Genomic DNA, 13,782 nt, shown 5'->3' on the forward strand with positions numbered 1-13,782 from the left:
CGGGTGGGCTGGAATTCCTGGGCCGGACATCCCGCCGGCCGCCGCGCGCGGCCGGCCCGCCCAGGGACGGGGACATGACTCCACTGCCGCAGGCCGGACCGCCGGTGACGGGCGGGCCGCTCCAGGATCTGCCCCCGCTCGTCTTCGCCGAGGAGTGCGACCGGCTGCGGGACCGGCTCGCGGCCGTCGCCCGGGGCGAGGCGTTCCTGCTCCAAGGGGGCGAGAGCGCACGGAGTTTCGGCCGGACGACCGCCGACTCCGTCGGCGGGATCCTCCGCACGCTCCTCCAGATGGCCGTGGTCCTCACCTACGCGGCCTCGGTCCCGGTGGTCAAGGTCGGCCGGGTCGACTTCGGCCGCGTCGACTTCGGCGGGCCCACCGGCTCGGGCGACCCCGGCTCCCACCGGCTGCGCCGGATGTACGACGCGTCGGCGACTACGACGAATCTCGTACGCGCCTTCGGTATCGGAGGGCATGCCGACCTCCATCAAGTGCATGAGTGGAACCGCGGTTTCGTGACCGACTCCCCGGCCCGCCGGCGCTACACGGAGCTCGCCGACGGGATCGAGCGCTCATTGCGCTTTATGCACGCGTGCGGGGTCGACCCCAAGGAGGTCCACACCGTCGACTTCTTCGCGGGCCACGAGGGGCGGCGGCTCGACTACGAGGAGGCGCTCACCCGCACCGACGCCCGCACCGGGCTGCCCTACGCGACCAGCGCCCATCTGCTGTGGGCCGCCCTGCCCGGCCGGGAGGCGGACGGCGAGCACCTCGCGTACCTCTCCCGGATCCACAACCCCGTAGCAGTGGAGCTCGGCCCCGACGCCGACCCGGACACCGTCCTCGCCTGCGTCGACCGGCTCGACCCGGACCGTATCCCCGGCAGGCTCACCTTCATCGCCCGGATGGGCGCCGGAGCCGTCCGCGACCGGCTGCCCGCGCTGGTGCGCAAGGCGGCGGGGGAGGGCGCCACGCCCGCCTGGGTCTGCGACCCCGTGCACGGCAACACCGTCCGGACGTCCGGCGGTCACACGGTCCACGACTTCGACGCCCTCCTCGACGAGGTCCGGGGCTTCTTCGAGGTCCACCGGACCTGCGGCACCCACGCGGGAGGCATCCATGTGGCGCTGACCGGCGACCGGGCCGACGGGGCCGCCCGCGGCGCCCGGCTCGACCGGGCCCAGTCCCTCGACCTGGCCTTCCTCGTCGCCGAGATGATGGGGGAGCGGGCCTGACCCGGCCGATGGGCCTCGCCCCTCCGCCTCAGCGAGCCTCCGCCGCGAACACCGACGCGAAGGCCGCCCGGGTCGGCGAGTCCGTCCGCCGGTCGAGGATCGCGAAGACGACGTGCTCGAAACGGCCGGCGAAGCGTCCCGTGCCCGTCAGATGCCCGGCGAACGCCGCCGCGACCTGCCCCGGGTCGTTGCGGAAGACCCCGCACCCCCACGCCCCGAGGACCAGCCGGCGGTAGCCGTGCGCGGCCGCCACCTCCAGCACCCGGCCCGCGCGCTCCGCCAGCGCCGCCGGGACCCGGGCGGTGAGCTCCGGGGTGCGCTGGGCGATCACCCCGGCGTTGGGGGCCGGGGAGGTCAGGAAGCCCACCGTGTACGGGGTCTCCAGGAGCCCGTCACGGTCGTCGCGGAAGACCGGGACGCCGGGGGAGTGGATGACCCGGTCGCTGTAGAAGGGGCTGGGGTCCGCGCGGTGGGCGGCGTAGTACTCCGGGGCCTCGCGCAGGCAGGTGTACAGGGCCGAGCCCCGGCACAGCGCCTCCTCCTGCGCCTGGGCGCCGTTGAGGTAGCCGCCGCCGGGGTTGCGGGCGGAGGCGAAGTTGAGCACCGCGACCCCGCCGTCCGCTGCCACCCTGCCGTCCGCCGCCAGCCGGCGCGACGCTCCCAGACTGCCCTCGGCCGTCACCTCGAAGACCGTCGCCGCCACCGGCTTCCCCGGCGGCACCGCCACCGGCTCCGGCCCGTACAGCCGCGTCCCCCGCCGGGCGAGCTCGACCGCCCCGGCGATGTCCGTCCACCGGCCGCCCGGTGTCGTATAGCCCCCGTCGGCGACGATCGACTCCGTCACCCGCGCGACCTCGCGCAGCCGTGTGCTCACTACGTTCCCCCTTGTCAGAAGCCTTTTGTACGGAGGGGAGCGTACGGACGGCAGCCGTCCGCGGCGAGGGAATTTCCGCTCCGGCCCGGCGGCCGCCCGGGTGGCCGCAATCCCCCACGCGGGTGAGGGCCCGGTGCGGTCGCTTGCCGTACGGCGGCCCCACGAGGTGCCCTGACCGGCACGACCGCGCCCGGGAGGCACCCATGTCCGTACGCACCATCGCGGCAGCGGCGGCGACAATCACCGCTACCGCCACCGCGCTGTTCGCGCTGCCCCCCGATCCGGCGAGCGCCGACACCCCCGGCACCAAGGAGACGGGGCAGCTCCTCCTCACGATCTCCGGCGCGCGGAACACCTGGATCCGCGGCCTCCGGCTCGTCTGTCCCGGCGCGGGCGGCCACCACCCCCACGCGGCCGAGGCGTGCGCGGACCTGGAACGGGCTGGCGGCCGGCCCGACGCCCTCCCCGGCGACACCGGCCGGGTGTGCACCCGGGAGGACGACCCGGTCGTCGCCACCGCCGACGGGGCGTGGCACGGCACCACGGTGGCCTGGCGGAGGACCTACCCCAACCTCTGCCTCCTGGAGGCCGCCACGGGAGCGGTCTTCCAATTCTGAACGCCCGCTTCTGAGCGCCCGCGCGGGGCGCGGCGCTCAGGCCCCGCGCGTCGCCATCGCCCCTATCGTCGCCACGCCCAGCACCACCCAGGCGAACCACAGCCAGCCGTCGCTGCCGATCGTCACCGAATAGGCCGTCACCAGGACCAGCCCCGCGACCGTGAGCCCCGCCATGGCCTTCGTCGATCCGGGCATCCCGCACCTCCTCCACGGCGGCCCCGCCGTACGGCCGTACAGCCGTACATACGCGCGGACCGCGGCCAGGAGACCATCGTCTCCCCACCGCGGTCCGTACCGCCATACCGCCGCCGGGACCCGGCCCGGCCGAGCCCGCCCGGCCCAGCCCTACTGGCCCTTGGCGTGGAGCGAGGCCAGATAGGCGTTGTAGGCCTGGAGCTCCTTGTCGCCGCTGCGCTCCTCCGCGCGGTCGGACCGCTTGGCCTGCCGCTGCTCGGAGCGGTACCACTGGTACACCAGCGCCAGCAGCACCAGGACCGACGGGATCTCGCTGAACGCCCAGGCGATGCCGCCGCCCGCCTTCTGGTCGTCCAGCGCGTCGATGCCCAGCGAGGCCGGCGGGTGCATATACGTGCCGATCATCGGCTCCGAGGCCATCATCAGCGCGATGCCGAAGAAGGCGTGGAAGGGCATGCCCGCGAACAGCTCCAGCATCCGCATCACATAGCCGGGCCGGTGGGGGCCCGGGTCCACACCCATGATCGGCCAGAAGAACACCAGGCCCACCGCGAGGAAGTGCACCATCATCGCGATGTGCCCGGTCCTCGTCTCCATGAGGAAGTCGAAGAGCGGCGTGAAGTACAGCGCGTACAGGCTCGCGATGAACATCGGGATCGTGAACGCCGGGTGGGTGATGATCCGCATGTAGCGGCTGTGCAGCAGGGCCACCAGCCACTCGCGCGGCCCCTTGCGACCGCGCCCCGCCGCGGGCAGCGCCCGCAGCGTCAGCGTCACCGGGGCGCCCAGGAGGAGCAGGATCGGGGAGAGCATGCTGATCACCATGTGCTGCACCATGTGCACGCTAAACATGACCATGCCGTAGTCGTTGAGCTTGGTGCACATCACCAGCGCCACGCTCAGCACGCCCAGCGTGAACGCCACCACCCGGCCCCACGGCCAGGCGTCGCCGCGTCTCCGCAGCCGCACCACGCCCCAGCCGTAGAGGCCCAGCCCCAGCAGGCAGCCGATCATGAAGAACGGCTCGCCGCTGAATTGCAGACCCCGGCCCAGCGTGAACGGCGGCATGTCCATGTGCATCATGCCGTGCATGCCGTGTCCGCCGTGATCCATCCAGTCTCTCCCATTTCGCACCGATGCGCCGGGACCAGAGTAGAGGCGCCCCGGGGCGGACCCACGGCCGGGGGCGCCCCGGGGACCGGATCAGAGCACGTTCTCGGCCTCGGCGTAGCGCTCCGGCGGGACCGTCTTGAGCCGTTCGGTGGCCTCGGCCAGCGGCACCAGAGTGATGTCCGTGCCGTGCAGCGCCGTCATCATCCCGAACGCGCCCCGGTGCACGGCCTCCACCGCGTGCCAGCCGAAGCGGGTGGCGAGCACCCGGTCGTACGCGGTGGGGGTGCCGCCGCGCTGCACATGGCCGAGGATGACGGGCCGGGCCTCCTTGTCCAGGCGGCGCTCCAGCTCCCCGGCCAGCTGCCGGGCGACGCCGGCGAAGCGCTCGTGCCCGTAGACGTCCGTACCGCCGGTCTCGAAGTCCATCGAGCCGGGGCGCGGCTTGGCGCCCTCCGCGACGACCACGATGGCGAATCGTTTCCCCGCCTCGAAGCGCTTGCCGACGACCGCCGTCAGCTCGTCGATGTCGAAGGGCCGTTCCGGCACCACGATGGCGTGGGCGCCGGCGGCCGTGCCCGACTGGAGGGCGATCCAGCCGGTGTGGCGGCCCATCACCTCCACGATCAGCACCCGCTGATGGGACTCGGCGGTCGTCTTCAGCCGGTCCAGGGCCTCCGTGGCCACACCGACGGCCGTGTCGAAGCCGAAGGTGACGTCGGTCGAGGCGATGTCGTTGTCGATGGTCTTGGGCACGCCGACGATCGGCAGCCCCGCGTCCGACAGCAGCCGGGCCGCCTTGAGGGTGCCCTCGCCGCCGATGGGGATGACGGCGTCCAGACCGAGCGCGGCCATGTGCTCGCGGGCGCGCTCCACGCCGCCGCGCAGATCCTCGGGCCGTACCCGGGAGGAGCCGAGAACGGTGCCGCCGGTGGCGAGGATGCCGGCCACGGACTCCAGGTCCAGCGGCCGCTGGTCGCCCTCCAGCAGACCGCGCCAGCCGTCGTGGAAACCGATGACCGTATCGCCGTGGTCGACGACGGCGCGGTGGACGACGGAACGGATGACGGCGTTGAGCCCGGGGCAGTCGCCGCCGGAGGTGAGCACACCGATGCGCATGACAGGGGGACCTTTTGGATCGGGGCCCCGCGGGGCCGCTTAAGGACCGGACCCCGTCGTCCGGTGGGAATCCCCGCCACCCTAAACCGTCGGGGCGGCGGGGATCACGACCGTCCGCTATGCGGGCTGTGTCGCCGCGGCGATCCGCTCGGCGCGCAGCGCCTCGTACCAGCGGTCGTCGACCGGGGGCAGGGCGTTGACGTCCAGCGCCAGCTTGATCAGCATGTCCGCGATATGCGGGTTGCGGGCCATGACCGGGCCGTGCATGTACGTACCGAAGACGGTGTCGTTGAACGCGCCCTCGGTGCCGTCGCCCGTGCCGTTGCCCTTGCCGAAACGGACCCGGGCGAACGGGCGGGCCGTCGGGCCCAGGTGGGTGACGCCCTGGTGGTTCTCGAAGCCGGTCAGCGGGGGCAGGCCCAGCTGGGGGTCGATGTCGCCGAGGACGTCGCCGACGCAGCGCTCGCCCTCGCCCCGGGTGCTGATGACGTCCAGCAGACCCAGGCCCTGCTCGCGCCGGCCCAGGTCGTTGACGAACTCGTGGCCCAGGATCTGGTAGCCGGCGCAGACCGAGAAGACGATCGCGCCGTTGGCGACGGCCCGGTTGAGACCGCCGTCGCGGCGCAGCCGCTCGGCGGCCAGCCGCTGCGGCCGGTCCTCGCCGCCACCGATCAGGTAGATGTCACCGGAGGTGGGGATCTGCTGGTCGGAGCGGACGTCCACGCGCTGGACGTCCAGGCGGCGCTGGTGGGCGCGGCGCTCCAGGACCAGGACGTTGCCCTGGTCGCCGTAGGTGCTGAGCAGGTCGGGGTAGACCCACACCACACGCAGACTGTTCTGGCTCATGCTCACAATCCTTTGAGTGCTGCCGTGGGTCAGTTGCCGACGACGCGGCGGATGTCCTGGAAGGCGGTGTAGTTCGCGATGACCTCGACCTTGCCGGGCGGGGCCATCTGCACCGCCTCGTCGAACGTCTCGCAGACCCGGAAGTCCACGCCCGCGACCTCGAGGCGCACGGCCAGGTCCAGCTTGCGGTCGCCGATGACCATGATCGGGTGCCCGGCGAGCCGGGTGTAGTCGACGTCCCACAGCCACGAGGTGTCGGTGCCGTCCGCGCCACGGGCGTTCACCGACAGGATCACCGGCGCCGGCGGGCCGTCGATCAGCGAGAACGTCTCCAGCCAGCCGGCCGGGTTCTTCGCCAGCAGCAGCCGCACCTCACGGTCGAGGTAGGTCACCACGTCGTACCGGCCGGCCACCGCCTGCACCTGGTACATCCGCTCCAGCGCCACCTGCGGCGGCACGCCGAAGGTCGCGGCCACGGCGGCCGAGGTGGTGGCGTTGGCCTTGTTGGCCCGGCCCGGCAGCTGGAGGTGGATGGGCCACGCGGAGCCGTGCGGGTCGAGGACGTAGTCCCCCGACAGCGCCCAGCTCGGCGTCGGCCGCCGGAAGCCGCACTCGCCGCAGAACCAGTCGTCGCCCGGGCGCTGCATCACACCACCGCAGGAGGGGCACGACCAGGCGTCGTCCTTCCACTCCTGGCCGGCCGCGACCCACACCACGTTCTGCGACGAGGACGCCGCCCACACGATCAGCGGGTCGTCCGCGTTGGCGATCACCACGGCCTTGGTGCCGGCCAGGCCCTCACGCCACTTCTCGGCCAGCATGCGGGTCTCCGCGGCGCGGTCCAGCTGGTCGCGCGAGAGGTTCAGCAGCGCTATGGCCTTGGGCGAGGTGTCGCGGGCGACACCCGCGAGGTACTTCTCGTCCACCTCGATCACGCCGTAGCGGGCGTCCGAGCCGCCCGCCAGGGCGGAGGTGATGCCCGCGGGCATGTTCGCGCCCAACGCGTTGGACACCACCGGACCGCTGGCCCGCAGTGCCTCGGCGATCAGCCGGGTCGTGGTCGTCTTGCCGTTGGTGGCCGACACCAGGACCACGTCCAGGTGGGTTGCCAGCCGGGCCAGCAGGTCGGGGTCGAGCTTGAGCGCGACCTTGCCGCCGATCACCGACCCACTGCCGCGGCCCGCTGCGCGCGACACCGCCGCAGCCGCCTTGCCCGCCGTCACGGCGAGCTTGGCCCGCGGCGACAGCGGCCCCGAGTTGCCTGCCATCGTCCTAGATCCTCCTTGTTCGGCGCCGGGCCGTAAATCCTGGTCAGCCGGTGGAACGCCCCTCCAGTGCCGAGGGCCGGCCAGGAGACTCCGGTCGGGGATCAGCCTATCGAGATCCGGCCGCGGGCCCGAACCCGCGGCCCGGGGAACGTACGCTGGAGCCCATGCGACGAGGCACCATTCCCGGCAGTTCAGGACGTGTGCGGCCCATGAGGCTGCTCGGAGACCGGGGTCTCGCGGCACCCTGCGAGGAGGTCACGGCGTTTGACGACGACCTCGCCCGGCTCGTCGAGGACATGTTCGCCACCATGTACGAGGCGGGCGGCGTCGGCCTCGCCGCCAACCAGATAGGCGTGCCGCTGCGCGTCTTCGTCTACGACTGCCCCGACGACGAGGACCGCCGCCATCTGGGCCATGTCGTCAACCCCCGGCTCGTCGCCACCGACGGCCCCGTGATCCGCGGCCCCGAGGGCTGTCTGTCCGTTCCGGGGATCGAGGCGGGCACCCCGCGCTTCGACGAGGCCGTCGTCGAGGGCGTCCGCCTGGACGGCTCCCCGGTCACGGTACGGGGCACCGGCTTCTTCGCGCGGTGCCTCCAGCACGAGTGCGACCACCTCGACGGCGGGCTGTACCTCGACCATCTGACGGGCCTGCGTCGCCGCCGCGCCCTGCGGGCGGCCCGGCGGGCCGGGCTGTCCCCGGCCGGGGCCGTCGCCTCGACGGCCGGGACCGAGGCCGCGGCGGCGGCCGAGGCTCCGGCCATGGGCGGCCGGGCGGGCTGACGCGGACCACCCGACCGCCTGGGCGGTCGGGCCGTACGGGCCCCGGCCCGCGCGTACAGGCCCCGGCAGGGGCTAGAACCCCGGCCCGTCCGCCCGGTCGCCCGACGTGGCCAGGCGGCCCCACAGCAGGTCCGCGAGGTGGCGGACGAGCTGCTCGCGGGGGAACGGTCGCTCCCGCAGCCACCAGTCACCGGCGGCGTGCATCATGCCGACGATGCCGTGGCCCCACGTCCGCGCCAGCTCCTCCCCGTCCGGGCCGAGGTCCACGCGCTCGACTATGACCTGCGCCAGCTCCTCGCCCATGCGCCGCAGCAGCGGCGCCGAGTGCCGGCCGACGTCGAAGCCCTGGTCGGAGGGCTGGCTCTCGTCGGCCGGGTGCATCAGGAAGCGATAGACCTGGGGCCGCGCCTCTATGGCCGCCAGATAGCTGTCCAGCGTCGTCTCCACCCGCTCGCGCCGGTTGGTGGGCGCGTCCAGCGCCGCCCGCAGCCCGGCGAGCAGGGCGTCGGTGTGCCGTACGGCCAGTGCCCGGTACAGGCCCCCCTTGTCGCCGAAGTGCCGGTAGAGGATGGGCTTGGTGATCCCCGCCTCCGCCGCGATGGCGTTCATCGACGCCCCCGGCCCGTCCCGCAGCACCACCCGGTCCGCGGCCTCCAGCAGCTCCCTCCGCCGCTGCTCCGCCGCCTTGTGCTGCTCTTCCCGCTGACTGGTCTCCATCAGACGTGCCTCCCCGCCCCAGTGATCCGAAATGCCTGCGCAAAGTAACACCCGCTCCACGCAGCGGATTCGATGGGCGGTCCGTTGACAGGCTTTACCGACGGGTAACATACTGCGGTTACCGCGAGTAGCGCATGCCGGGAGGGGACATGGCCGCCTTCGAGCCGGAGCTGACCGAAGAGCAGGAGACCGTCCGGGACTGGATCCACGGCTTCGCCGCCGACGTGATGCGACCAGCGGCCGCGGAGTGGGACGAACGTGAGGAATTCCCCTGGCCGGTGGTCCGGGAGGCCGCCAGGATCGGGCTCTACTCGCTGGACTTCTACGCCCGCCAGTTCTTCGACCCGACGGGTCTCGGCATCCCGGTGGCCATGGAGGAGCTCTTCTGGGGCGACGCGGGCCTGGGCCTCGCGATCACCGGCACGGGGCTCGCGGCGGTCAGCGTCTTCACCAACGGCACCGACGAGCAGATCGGCACCTGGGTGCCGCAGATGTACGGCGACGCGAACGATGTGAAGATCGCCGCCTTCTGCTCCTCCGAACCCGACGCGGGCTCGGACGTCTCGGCCATGCGCACCCGCGCCCGCCACGACGAGGCCAAGGACGAGTGGGTGATCGACGGCGTCAAGGCATGGGCCACCAACGGCGGCATCGCCGACGTCCATGTCGTCGTCGCCGTGGTCGACCCGGAGCTGGGGTCCAGGGGCCACGCCTCCTTCGTCGTCCCGCCCGGCACCCCCGGCCTCACGCAGGGCCAGAAGTTCCGCAAGCACGGCATCCGCGCCTCCCACACCGCCGAGGTCGTCCTCCAGGGCGTCCGGGTCCCCGGCCACTGCCTCCTCGGCGGCAAGGACCGGCTGGACGAACGCCTCGCCCGCGCCCGGGAGCGCGCGAACGGCGGCGAGCGGGGCGGGAACGCCGCGATGGCCACCTTCGAGGCGTCCCGCCCGGCCGTCGGCGCCCAGGCCGTCGGCATCGCCCGCGCCGCCTACGAGGTGGCGCTCGACTATGCCCGCACCCGCGTCCAGTTCGGCCGCCCGATCATCGACAACCAGGGCGTCGCCTTCCAGCTCGCCGACATGCGCACCCGTATCGACGCGGCCCGCCTGCTGGTGTGGCGTGCCTCCTGGATGGCCACGGCCGGCCGCCCCTTCACCGCGGCGGAGGGCTCGATGTCCAAACTCTTCGCGGGCGAGACCGCCAAACAGGTCACCGCCCAGGCCATGCAGATCCTCGGCGGCAACGGCTACACCCGCGACTACCCGGTGGAACGCATGCACCGGGACGCCGCGATCTACTCCGTCTTCGAGGGCACCAGCGAGATCCAGCGCCTGGTGATCGCGCGAGCCATCTCGGGGATGCCGATCCGGTAGGCGGCCCGGCTCCGGCGGCCCTCGTCGGCGGTTGCGTGCTGCTCGGTGTCTTCGTCGTCATGGCGAGACGACTTTGTGTCGAGGAGTTCGACGCGCCGGCCGGCATGGTCCGGGGCCGGATCGGCGGGGTCCGCTCCGGGGTGACGATCCCGTAGGTCCGATTGGTCCGCGGTCGCCGTGTATCGCCGCCACGGTTTGATCACCTGAATGTCACAGGAAGCCCACAGGCCCCCTGGATGGCGAAAACGGCTCTGACCTGCGGGTAAGAATGTGCACGTCAAAAACCGAACCACCACGGGGGATACACCATGCGTCGTCAGCTCTCCACCGCCGCGATCGTGATCGCACTCGCCGCCACCGCCACCGCCTGCAACAGCGACGGTGTCGACGCCAAGCCCGACAACAGCGCGAGCCAGGGCGCCGCCACCGCCGACCCGGGCAAGGGTGGCGCCGACAAGGGTGGCGCTGACAAGGGTGGCGCCGCCCAGGGCGGGGCCGACAAGGGTTCCGCCGGTCAGGGCGGCAGCCAGGTCACCGGCAACACCGTCACCATCAAGGCCAAGAACGGTGCCCAGATCGCCGTCACGCTCAAGAACTTCGCCGACCCGGCCCAGAGCGACAACAAGTTCATGAAGCCCTCGGCGGGCAAGCGCTGGGTCGCCGCCCAGCTGGAGATCGTCAACACCGGCACCGAGGTGTACGACGACAGCCCGGCCAACGGCGTGAAGGTCACGGACGAGCAGGGCCAGGCCTACACCCACTCCATCGGCTCCACCACCGCCGGTGCCAACATGCCCGCCACGGTCAAGCTCAGCGGCGGCCAGAAGGCCCTCGGCTATGTGGTGGTCTCGATGCCCGAGAGCGCCAAGGTCAAGGCCATCAGCTTCACCCCGGACTCCGGCTTCGCCAAGGAGTCCGCGGAGTGGACGGTCAAGAAGTAACGAGAAGCAACAAACCATGAGATGACGTTCAGGCGGCCAGATCCTCGGGGTCCAGCCGCCTGACGTCGTAGCGGACCGTGAGCCGGCCGCGCACCGCCGCGGCCGCCGAGGCGGTGCCGGCCGGTACGTCGACGATCGTCCAGCCGGCGGGCCATGGGGGCGTGTCCGGGCCGCCGTTGCCCACGTAGTCGAGGGCGGGGGAGCGGCCCAGGCCCGCGCCCAGCCCCTTGAGGTAGGCGCGCTTGCGGACCCGTAGCCGGGAGTGGACCGCGGGGCGGCGCACCACCGGCGCGGCCATGACCTCGCGGTGCTCGGCGGGGTGGAGGGAGCGGGCGGCCTCGGCCACCGTGTGGATGCCCGGGGGTCGTTCGGCGGCCACGCCCACGGGGGCGGAGGCGACGCCGATCAGCACCAGCCCCTCGCCCCGCGCCAGGGAGAAGAAGGGTGCGCCGGGCGCGGCCGGCCTGCCGTGCGGCCCGCCGCAGCAGGGGCACGCCTCGCGGACGAGGTCCACCGCGCCGGGGGCGGCGTCCAGATACGCCCCGAGGATCCGACGCAGCGTCAGATGCGCTGCCACATAGCCCGCGCGGTCGAAGGGATGGGCGAACGCGTCCGCCCGTGCGCGCTCCTGGCCGTCGAGCGGCGCCTCGTCGAGGGCGGTCGCGCCGAGCCACGGTCCGGGGAGTCTCAGCAGCCAGAGGTCGAGCGCCCCGGCGGGCGGGGCGTCGAGGGCCGTGGGCCAGGAGGCGTCGGCGGCGTGGCCCGGGCGGAGGGCGGTGGCGGGGTCCAGTGGTAACTGCACAGGGCGCTCCGATGAGTCGGTGACGGCCGGGAGCGTACAGGAGTCATATGTCCCACACATATCGGCTTCGGAGGAGAGTGCTACTTGTGAACGTTTTCGATGAAGAAGTGCAAGTATCCTTTTGAAGTCTGGTCATTCTTCTAGGTCTTTCCTGAGCGGAACGTTGGGCAGAGTGGCTGTGCACCGGATTCATCAGCGGTTTCACCAGCCTCCGAAAGGTCAGGATCCACGTGGGAGTCAACCAGCACCTGTCGCGCCGCCGTCTGCTCGGCATGGCGGCCTTGAGCGCCGCCGCCCTCAGCGGGGCCACGACGATCTCCACGGCGTCCCGGGCGCAGGCCGCCGGCCGCGCGGCCGGGGACGGTGGGACGCATGTGCCGGCCGTGGTGATCGGTACCGGTTACGGCGCCGCCGTCGCGGCACTCCGGCTCGGTGAGGCCGGGGTGGAGACCCTGATGCTGGAGATGGGGCAGCAGTGGGACAAGCCGGGGTCGGACGGCAAGGTGTTCACCGGCATGCTCAAGCCCGACGAGCGCTCCAGCTGGTTCAAGAAGCGCACCGAGGCCCCGCTCGGCTCGTTCCTCTGGCTCGACGTGGTCAACCGTGACATCACCCCGTACGCCGGAGTGCTGGACCGGGTCAACTACGACCAGATGTCCGTCTACGTGGGCCGCGGTGTCGGCGGCGGCTCGCTGGTCAACGGCGGTATGGCCGTGACGCCCAAGCGCTCTTACTTCGAGGAGGTGCTGCCGCAGGTCGACGCCGCCGAGATGTACGACCGGTACTTCCCGCGCGCCAACTCCACCCTGCGCGTCAACCACATCGACACGAAGTGGTTCGAGGACACCGAGTGGTACAAGTTCGCGCGCGTCTCCCGGGATCAGGCCGGCAAGGCGGGTCTGGGCACCACCTTCGTGCCCAACGTCTACGACTGGGACCACATGCGACGCGAGGCCACCGGCGAGGCGCCGAAGTCCGCGCTCGCCGGTGAGGTCATCTACGGCAACAACCACGGCAAGATGAGCCTGGACAAGACCTATCTGGCCACCGCCCTCGGCACCGGCAAGGTCACCATCCGGACCCTCCATAAGGTCAAGTCCGTGCGGACGCAGAAGGACGGCTCCTACGTCCTGACCGTCGAGGAGACGGACGCTTACGGGAAGACGCTGGCGGTCAAGGAGATCTCCTGCACCTATCTGTTCCTCGGCGCCGGCAGCCTCGGCTCCACGGAACTGCTGCTGCGCGCCCGGGAGACCGGCGCCCTGCCCGACCTCAGCTCCGAGATCGGCAAGGGCTGGGGCCCCAACGGCAACATCATGACGGCCCGCGCCAACCACATGTGGAACCCCACCGGCGCCAAGCAGTCGTCCATCCCCGCCCTGGGCATCGACGACTGGAACAACCCCACGGCCCCCGTCTTCGCCGAGATCGCCCCGATGCCCGCCGGCCTGGAGACCTGGGTCAGCCTCTATCTGGCGATCACCAAGAACCCCGAGCGCGGCACCTTCGTCTACGACGCCGCCTCCGACCGGGCGGACCTGCGGTGGACCCGCGACCAGAACGCCCCTGGCGTCGCCGCCGCCAAGTCGCTCTTCGACCGCGTCAACAAGGCCAACGGGACGATCTACCGCTACGACCTCTTCGGCACCCGGCTCAAGGCCTTCGCCGACGACTTCTGCTACCACCCCCTCGGCGGCGCCGTCCTGGGCAAGGCCACCGACCTCTACGGCCGTGTCGCCGGTGCCAAGAACCTCTACGTCACGGACGGTTCGCTGATACCGGGTTCCATCGGCGTCAATCCCTTCGTGACCATCACCGCGCTCGCGGAGCGCAACGTCGAGCGCGTCATCCAGCAGGACATCAAGACGAAGTGACGAGCGGCTCCGCCTGGGCGGGATTGGTT

At 72.0% G+C, this 13,782-nt stretch carries 14 protein-coding genes; 6 read left to right on the plus strand and 8 right to left on the minus strand.

The window, feature by feature from the left end; genetic code table 11:
* The first annotated feature begins 74 nt into the window (after positions 1-74).
* On the plus strand, positions 75-1,235 hold the full coding sequence (locus tag RM609_RS18925) for a 3-deoxy-7-phosphoheptulonate synthase (protein WP_311612382.1): 1,161 nt from the start codon (positions 75-77) through the stop codon (positions 1,233-1,235).
* Between the two features lie 28 nt (positions 1,236-1,263).
* On the opposite strand, the gene RM609_RS18930 is transcribed toward RM609_RS18925, so the two are convergent.
* Positions 1,264-2,109, minus strand: coding sequence for a TIGR02452 family protein (locus RM609_RS18930; RefSeq protein WP_311612384.1), 846 nt, complete (start codon positions 2,107-2,109; stop codon positions 1,264-1,266).
* A 203-nt stretch (positions 2,110-2,312) separates the two neighbouring features.
* Between RM609_RS18930 and RM609_RS18935 the strand changes: the two genes are divergently transcribed.
* On the plus strand, positions 2,313-2,726 hold the full coding sequence (locus tag RM609_RS18935; protein WP_311612386.1) for an SSI family serine proteinase inhibitor: 414 nt from the start codon (positions 2,313-2,315) through the stop codon (positions 2,724-2,726).
* A gap of 36 nt (positions 2,727-2,762) precedes the next feature.
* Here the strand turns inward: RM609_RS18935 and RM609_RS18940 are convergent, their stop codons facing one another.
* From RM609_RS18940 to RM609_RS18960, 5 genes are all read right to left on the minus strand, one after another.
* Positions 2,763-2,921: a hypothetical protein gene (locus RM609_RS18940; protein WP_311612388.1), complete on the minus strand. Its 159-nt coding sequence runs from the start codon at positions 2,919-2,921 to the stop codon at positions 2,763-2,765.
* Positions 2,922-3,071: 150 nt separating this feature from the next.
* Positions 3,072-4,034: a cytochrome c oxidase assembly protein gene (locus tag RM609_RS18945; protein ID WP_311612390.1), complete on the minus strand. Its 963-nt coding sequence runs from the start codon at positions 4,032-4,034 to the stop codon at positions 3,072-3,074.
* Positions 4,035-4,124: 90 nt separating this feature from the next.
* On the minus strand, positions 4,125-5,150 hold the full coding sequence (locus tag RM609_RS18950; RefSeq protein ID WP_311612391.1) for a 6-phosphofructokinase: 1,026 nt from the start codon (positions 5,148-5,150) through the stop codon (positions 4,125-4,127).
* Between the two features lie 117 nt (positions 5,151-5,267).
* Positions 5,268-5,996 carry a type 1 glutamine amidotransferase gene (locus RM609_RS18955; protein ID WP_311612392.1) on the minus strand — a complete coding sequence of 243 codons (729 nt, stop codon included), beginning with the start codon at positions 5,994-5,996 and terminating at the stop codon, positions 5,268-5,270.
* A gap of 29 nt (positions 5,997-6,025) precedes the next feature.
* Positions 6,026-7,264: a MurT ligase domain-containing protein gene (locus RM609_RS18960; protein ID WP_311612393.1), complete on the minus strand. Its 1,239-nt coding sequence runs from the start codon at positions 7,262-7,264 to the stop codon at positions 6,026-6,028.
* Between the two features lie 164 nt (positions 7,265-7,428).
* On the opposite strand from RM609_RS18960, the gene def reads away from it, so the two are divergent.
* Positions 7,429-8,046 (plus strand): peptide deformylase, encoded by a 618-nt coding sequence (def, locus tag RM609_RS18965; protein WP_311612395.1) that lies wholly within the window; start codon positions 7,429-7,431, stop codon positions 8,044-8,046.
* A 72-nt stretch (positions 8,047-8,118) separates the two neighbouring features.
* Here def and RM609_RS18970 read toward each other — a convergent pair whose 3' ends face one another.
* Complete coding sequence (locus RM609_RS18970; protein ID WP_311612396.1) at positions 8,119-8,763, minus strand: TetR/AcrR family transcriptional regulator; 645 nt, start codon at positions 8,761-8,763, stop codon at positions 8,119-8,121.
* 149 nt (positions 8,764-8,912) lie between these two features.
* Between RM609_RS18970 and RM609_RS18975 the strand changes: the two genes are divergently transcribed.
* Both RM609_RS18975 and RM609_RS18980 read left to right on the plus strand, forming a co-directional pair.
* Positions 8,913-10,136: an acyl-CoA dehydrogenase family protein gene (locus RM609_RS18975; RefSeq protein ID WP_311612398.1), complete on the plus strand. Its 1,224-nt coding sequence runs from the start codon at positions 8,913-8,915 to the stop codon at positions 10,134-10,136.
* Between the two features lie 308 nt (positions 10,137-10,444).
* Complete coding sequence (locus tag RM609_RS18980; RefSeq protein ID WP_311612400.1) at positions 10,445-11,077, plus strand: DUF4352 domain-containing protein; 633 nt, start codon at positions 10,445-10,447, stop codon at positions 11,075-11,077.
* 28 nt (positions 11,078-11,105) lie between these two features.
* On the opposite strand, the gene RM609_RS18985 is transcribed toward RM609_RS18980, so the two are convergent.
* The gene (locus RM609_RS18985; RefSeq protein ID WP_311612402.1) at positions 11,106-11,879 is read right to left on the minus strand and encodes a 4'-phosphopantetheinyl transferase family protein; all 774 of its coding nucleotides are present in this window, start codon (positions 11,877-11,879) and stop codon (positions 11,106-11,108) included.
* Between the two features lie 272 nt (positions 11,880-12,151).
* Here RM609_RS18985 and RM609_RS18990 point away from each other — a divergent pair, with 272 nt between their 5' ends.
* Positions 12,152-13,753: a GMC oxidoreductase gene (locus RM609_RS18990; protein ID WP_311612447.1), complete on the plus strand. Its 1,602-nt coding sequence runs from the start codon at positions 12,152-12,154 to the stop codon at positions 13,751-13,753.
* The last annotated feature ends 29 nt before the right edge of the window (positions 13,754-13,782 follow it).

This window comes from Streptomyces hesseae, assembly GCF_031845785.1.
GTDB classification, from domain to species: Bacteria; Actinomycetota; Actinomycetes; order Streptomycetales; family Streptomycetaceae; genus Streptomyces; species Streptomyces hesseae.

Coding starts and splice junctions, on each gene's coding strand:
- RM609_RS18925 (WP_311612382.1), top strand. CDS start 75: ATGACTCCACTGCCGCAGGCCGGACCGCCGGTGACGGGCGGGCCGCTC.
- RM609_RS18935 (WP_311612386.1), top strand. CDS start 2,313: ATGTCCGTACGCACCATCGCGGCAGCGGCGGCGACAATCACCGCTACC.
- RM609_RS18940 (WP_311612388.1), bottom strand. CDS start 2,921: ATGCCCGGATCGACGAAGGCCATGGCGGGGCTCACGGTCGCGGGGCTG.
- RM609_RS18945 (WP_311612390.1), bottom strand. CDS start 4,034: ATGGATCACGGCGGACACGGCATGCACGGCATGATGCACATGGACATG.
- RM609_RS18950 (WP_311612391.1), bottom strand. CDS start 5,150: ATGCGCATCGGTGTGCTCACCTCCGGCGGCGACTGCCCCGGGCTCAAC.
- RM609_RS18955 (WP_311612392.1), bottom strand. CDS start 5,996: ATGAGCCAGAACAGTCTGCGTGTGGTGTGGGTCTACCCCGACCTGCTC.
- RM609_RS18960 (WP_311612393.1), bottom strand. CDS start 7,264: ATGGCAGGCAACTCGGGGCCGCTGTCGCCGCGGGCCAAGCTCGCCGTG.
- def (WP_311612395.1), top strand. CDS start 7,429: ATGCGACGAGGCACCATTCCCGGCAGTTCAGGACGTGTGCGGCCCATG.
- RM609_RS18970 (WP_311612396.1), bottom strand. CDS start 8,763: ATGGAGACCAGTCAGCGGGAAGAGCAGCACAAGGCGGCGGAGCAGCGG.
- RM609_RS18975 (WP_311612398.1), top strand. CDS start 8,913: ATGGCCGCCTTCGAGCCGGAGCTGACCGAAGAGCAGGAGACCGTCCGG.
- RM609_RS18980 (WP_311612400.1), top strand. CDS start 10,445: ATGCGTCGTCAGCTCTCCACCGCCGCGATCGTGATCGCACTCGCCGCC.
- RM609_RS18990 (WP_311612447.1), top strand. CDS start 12,152: ATGGCGGCCTTGAGCGCCGCCGCCCTCAGCGGGGCCACGACGATCTCC.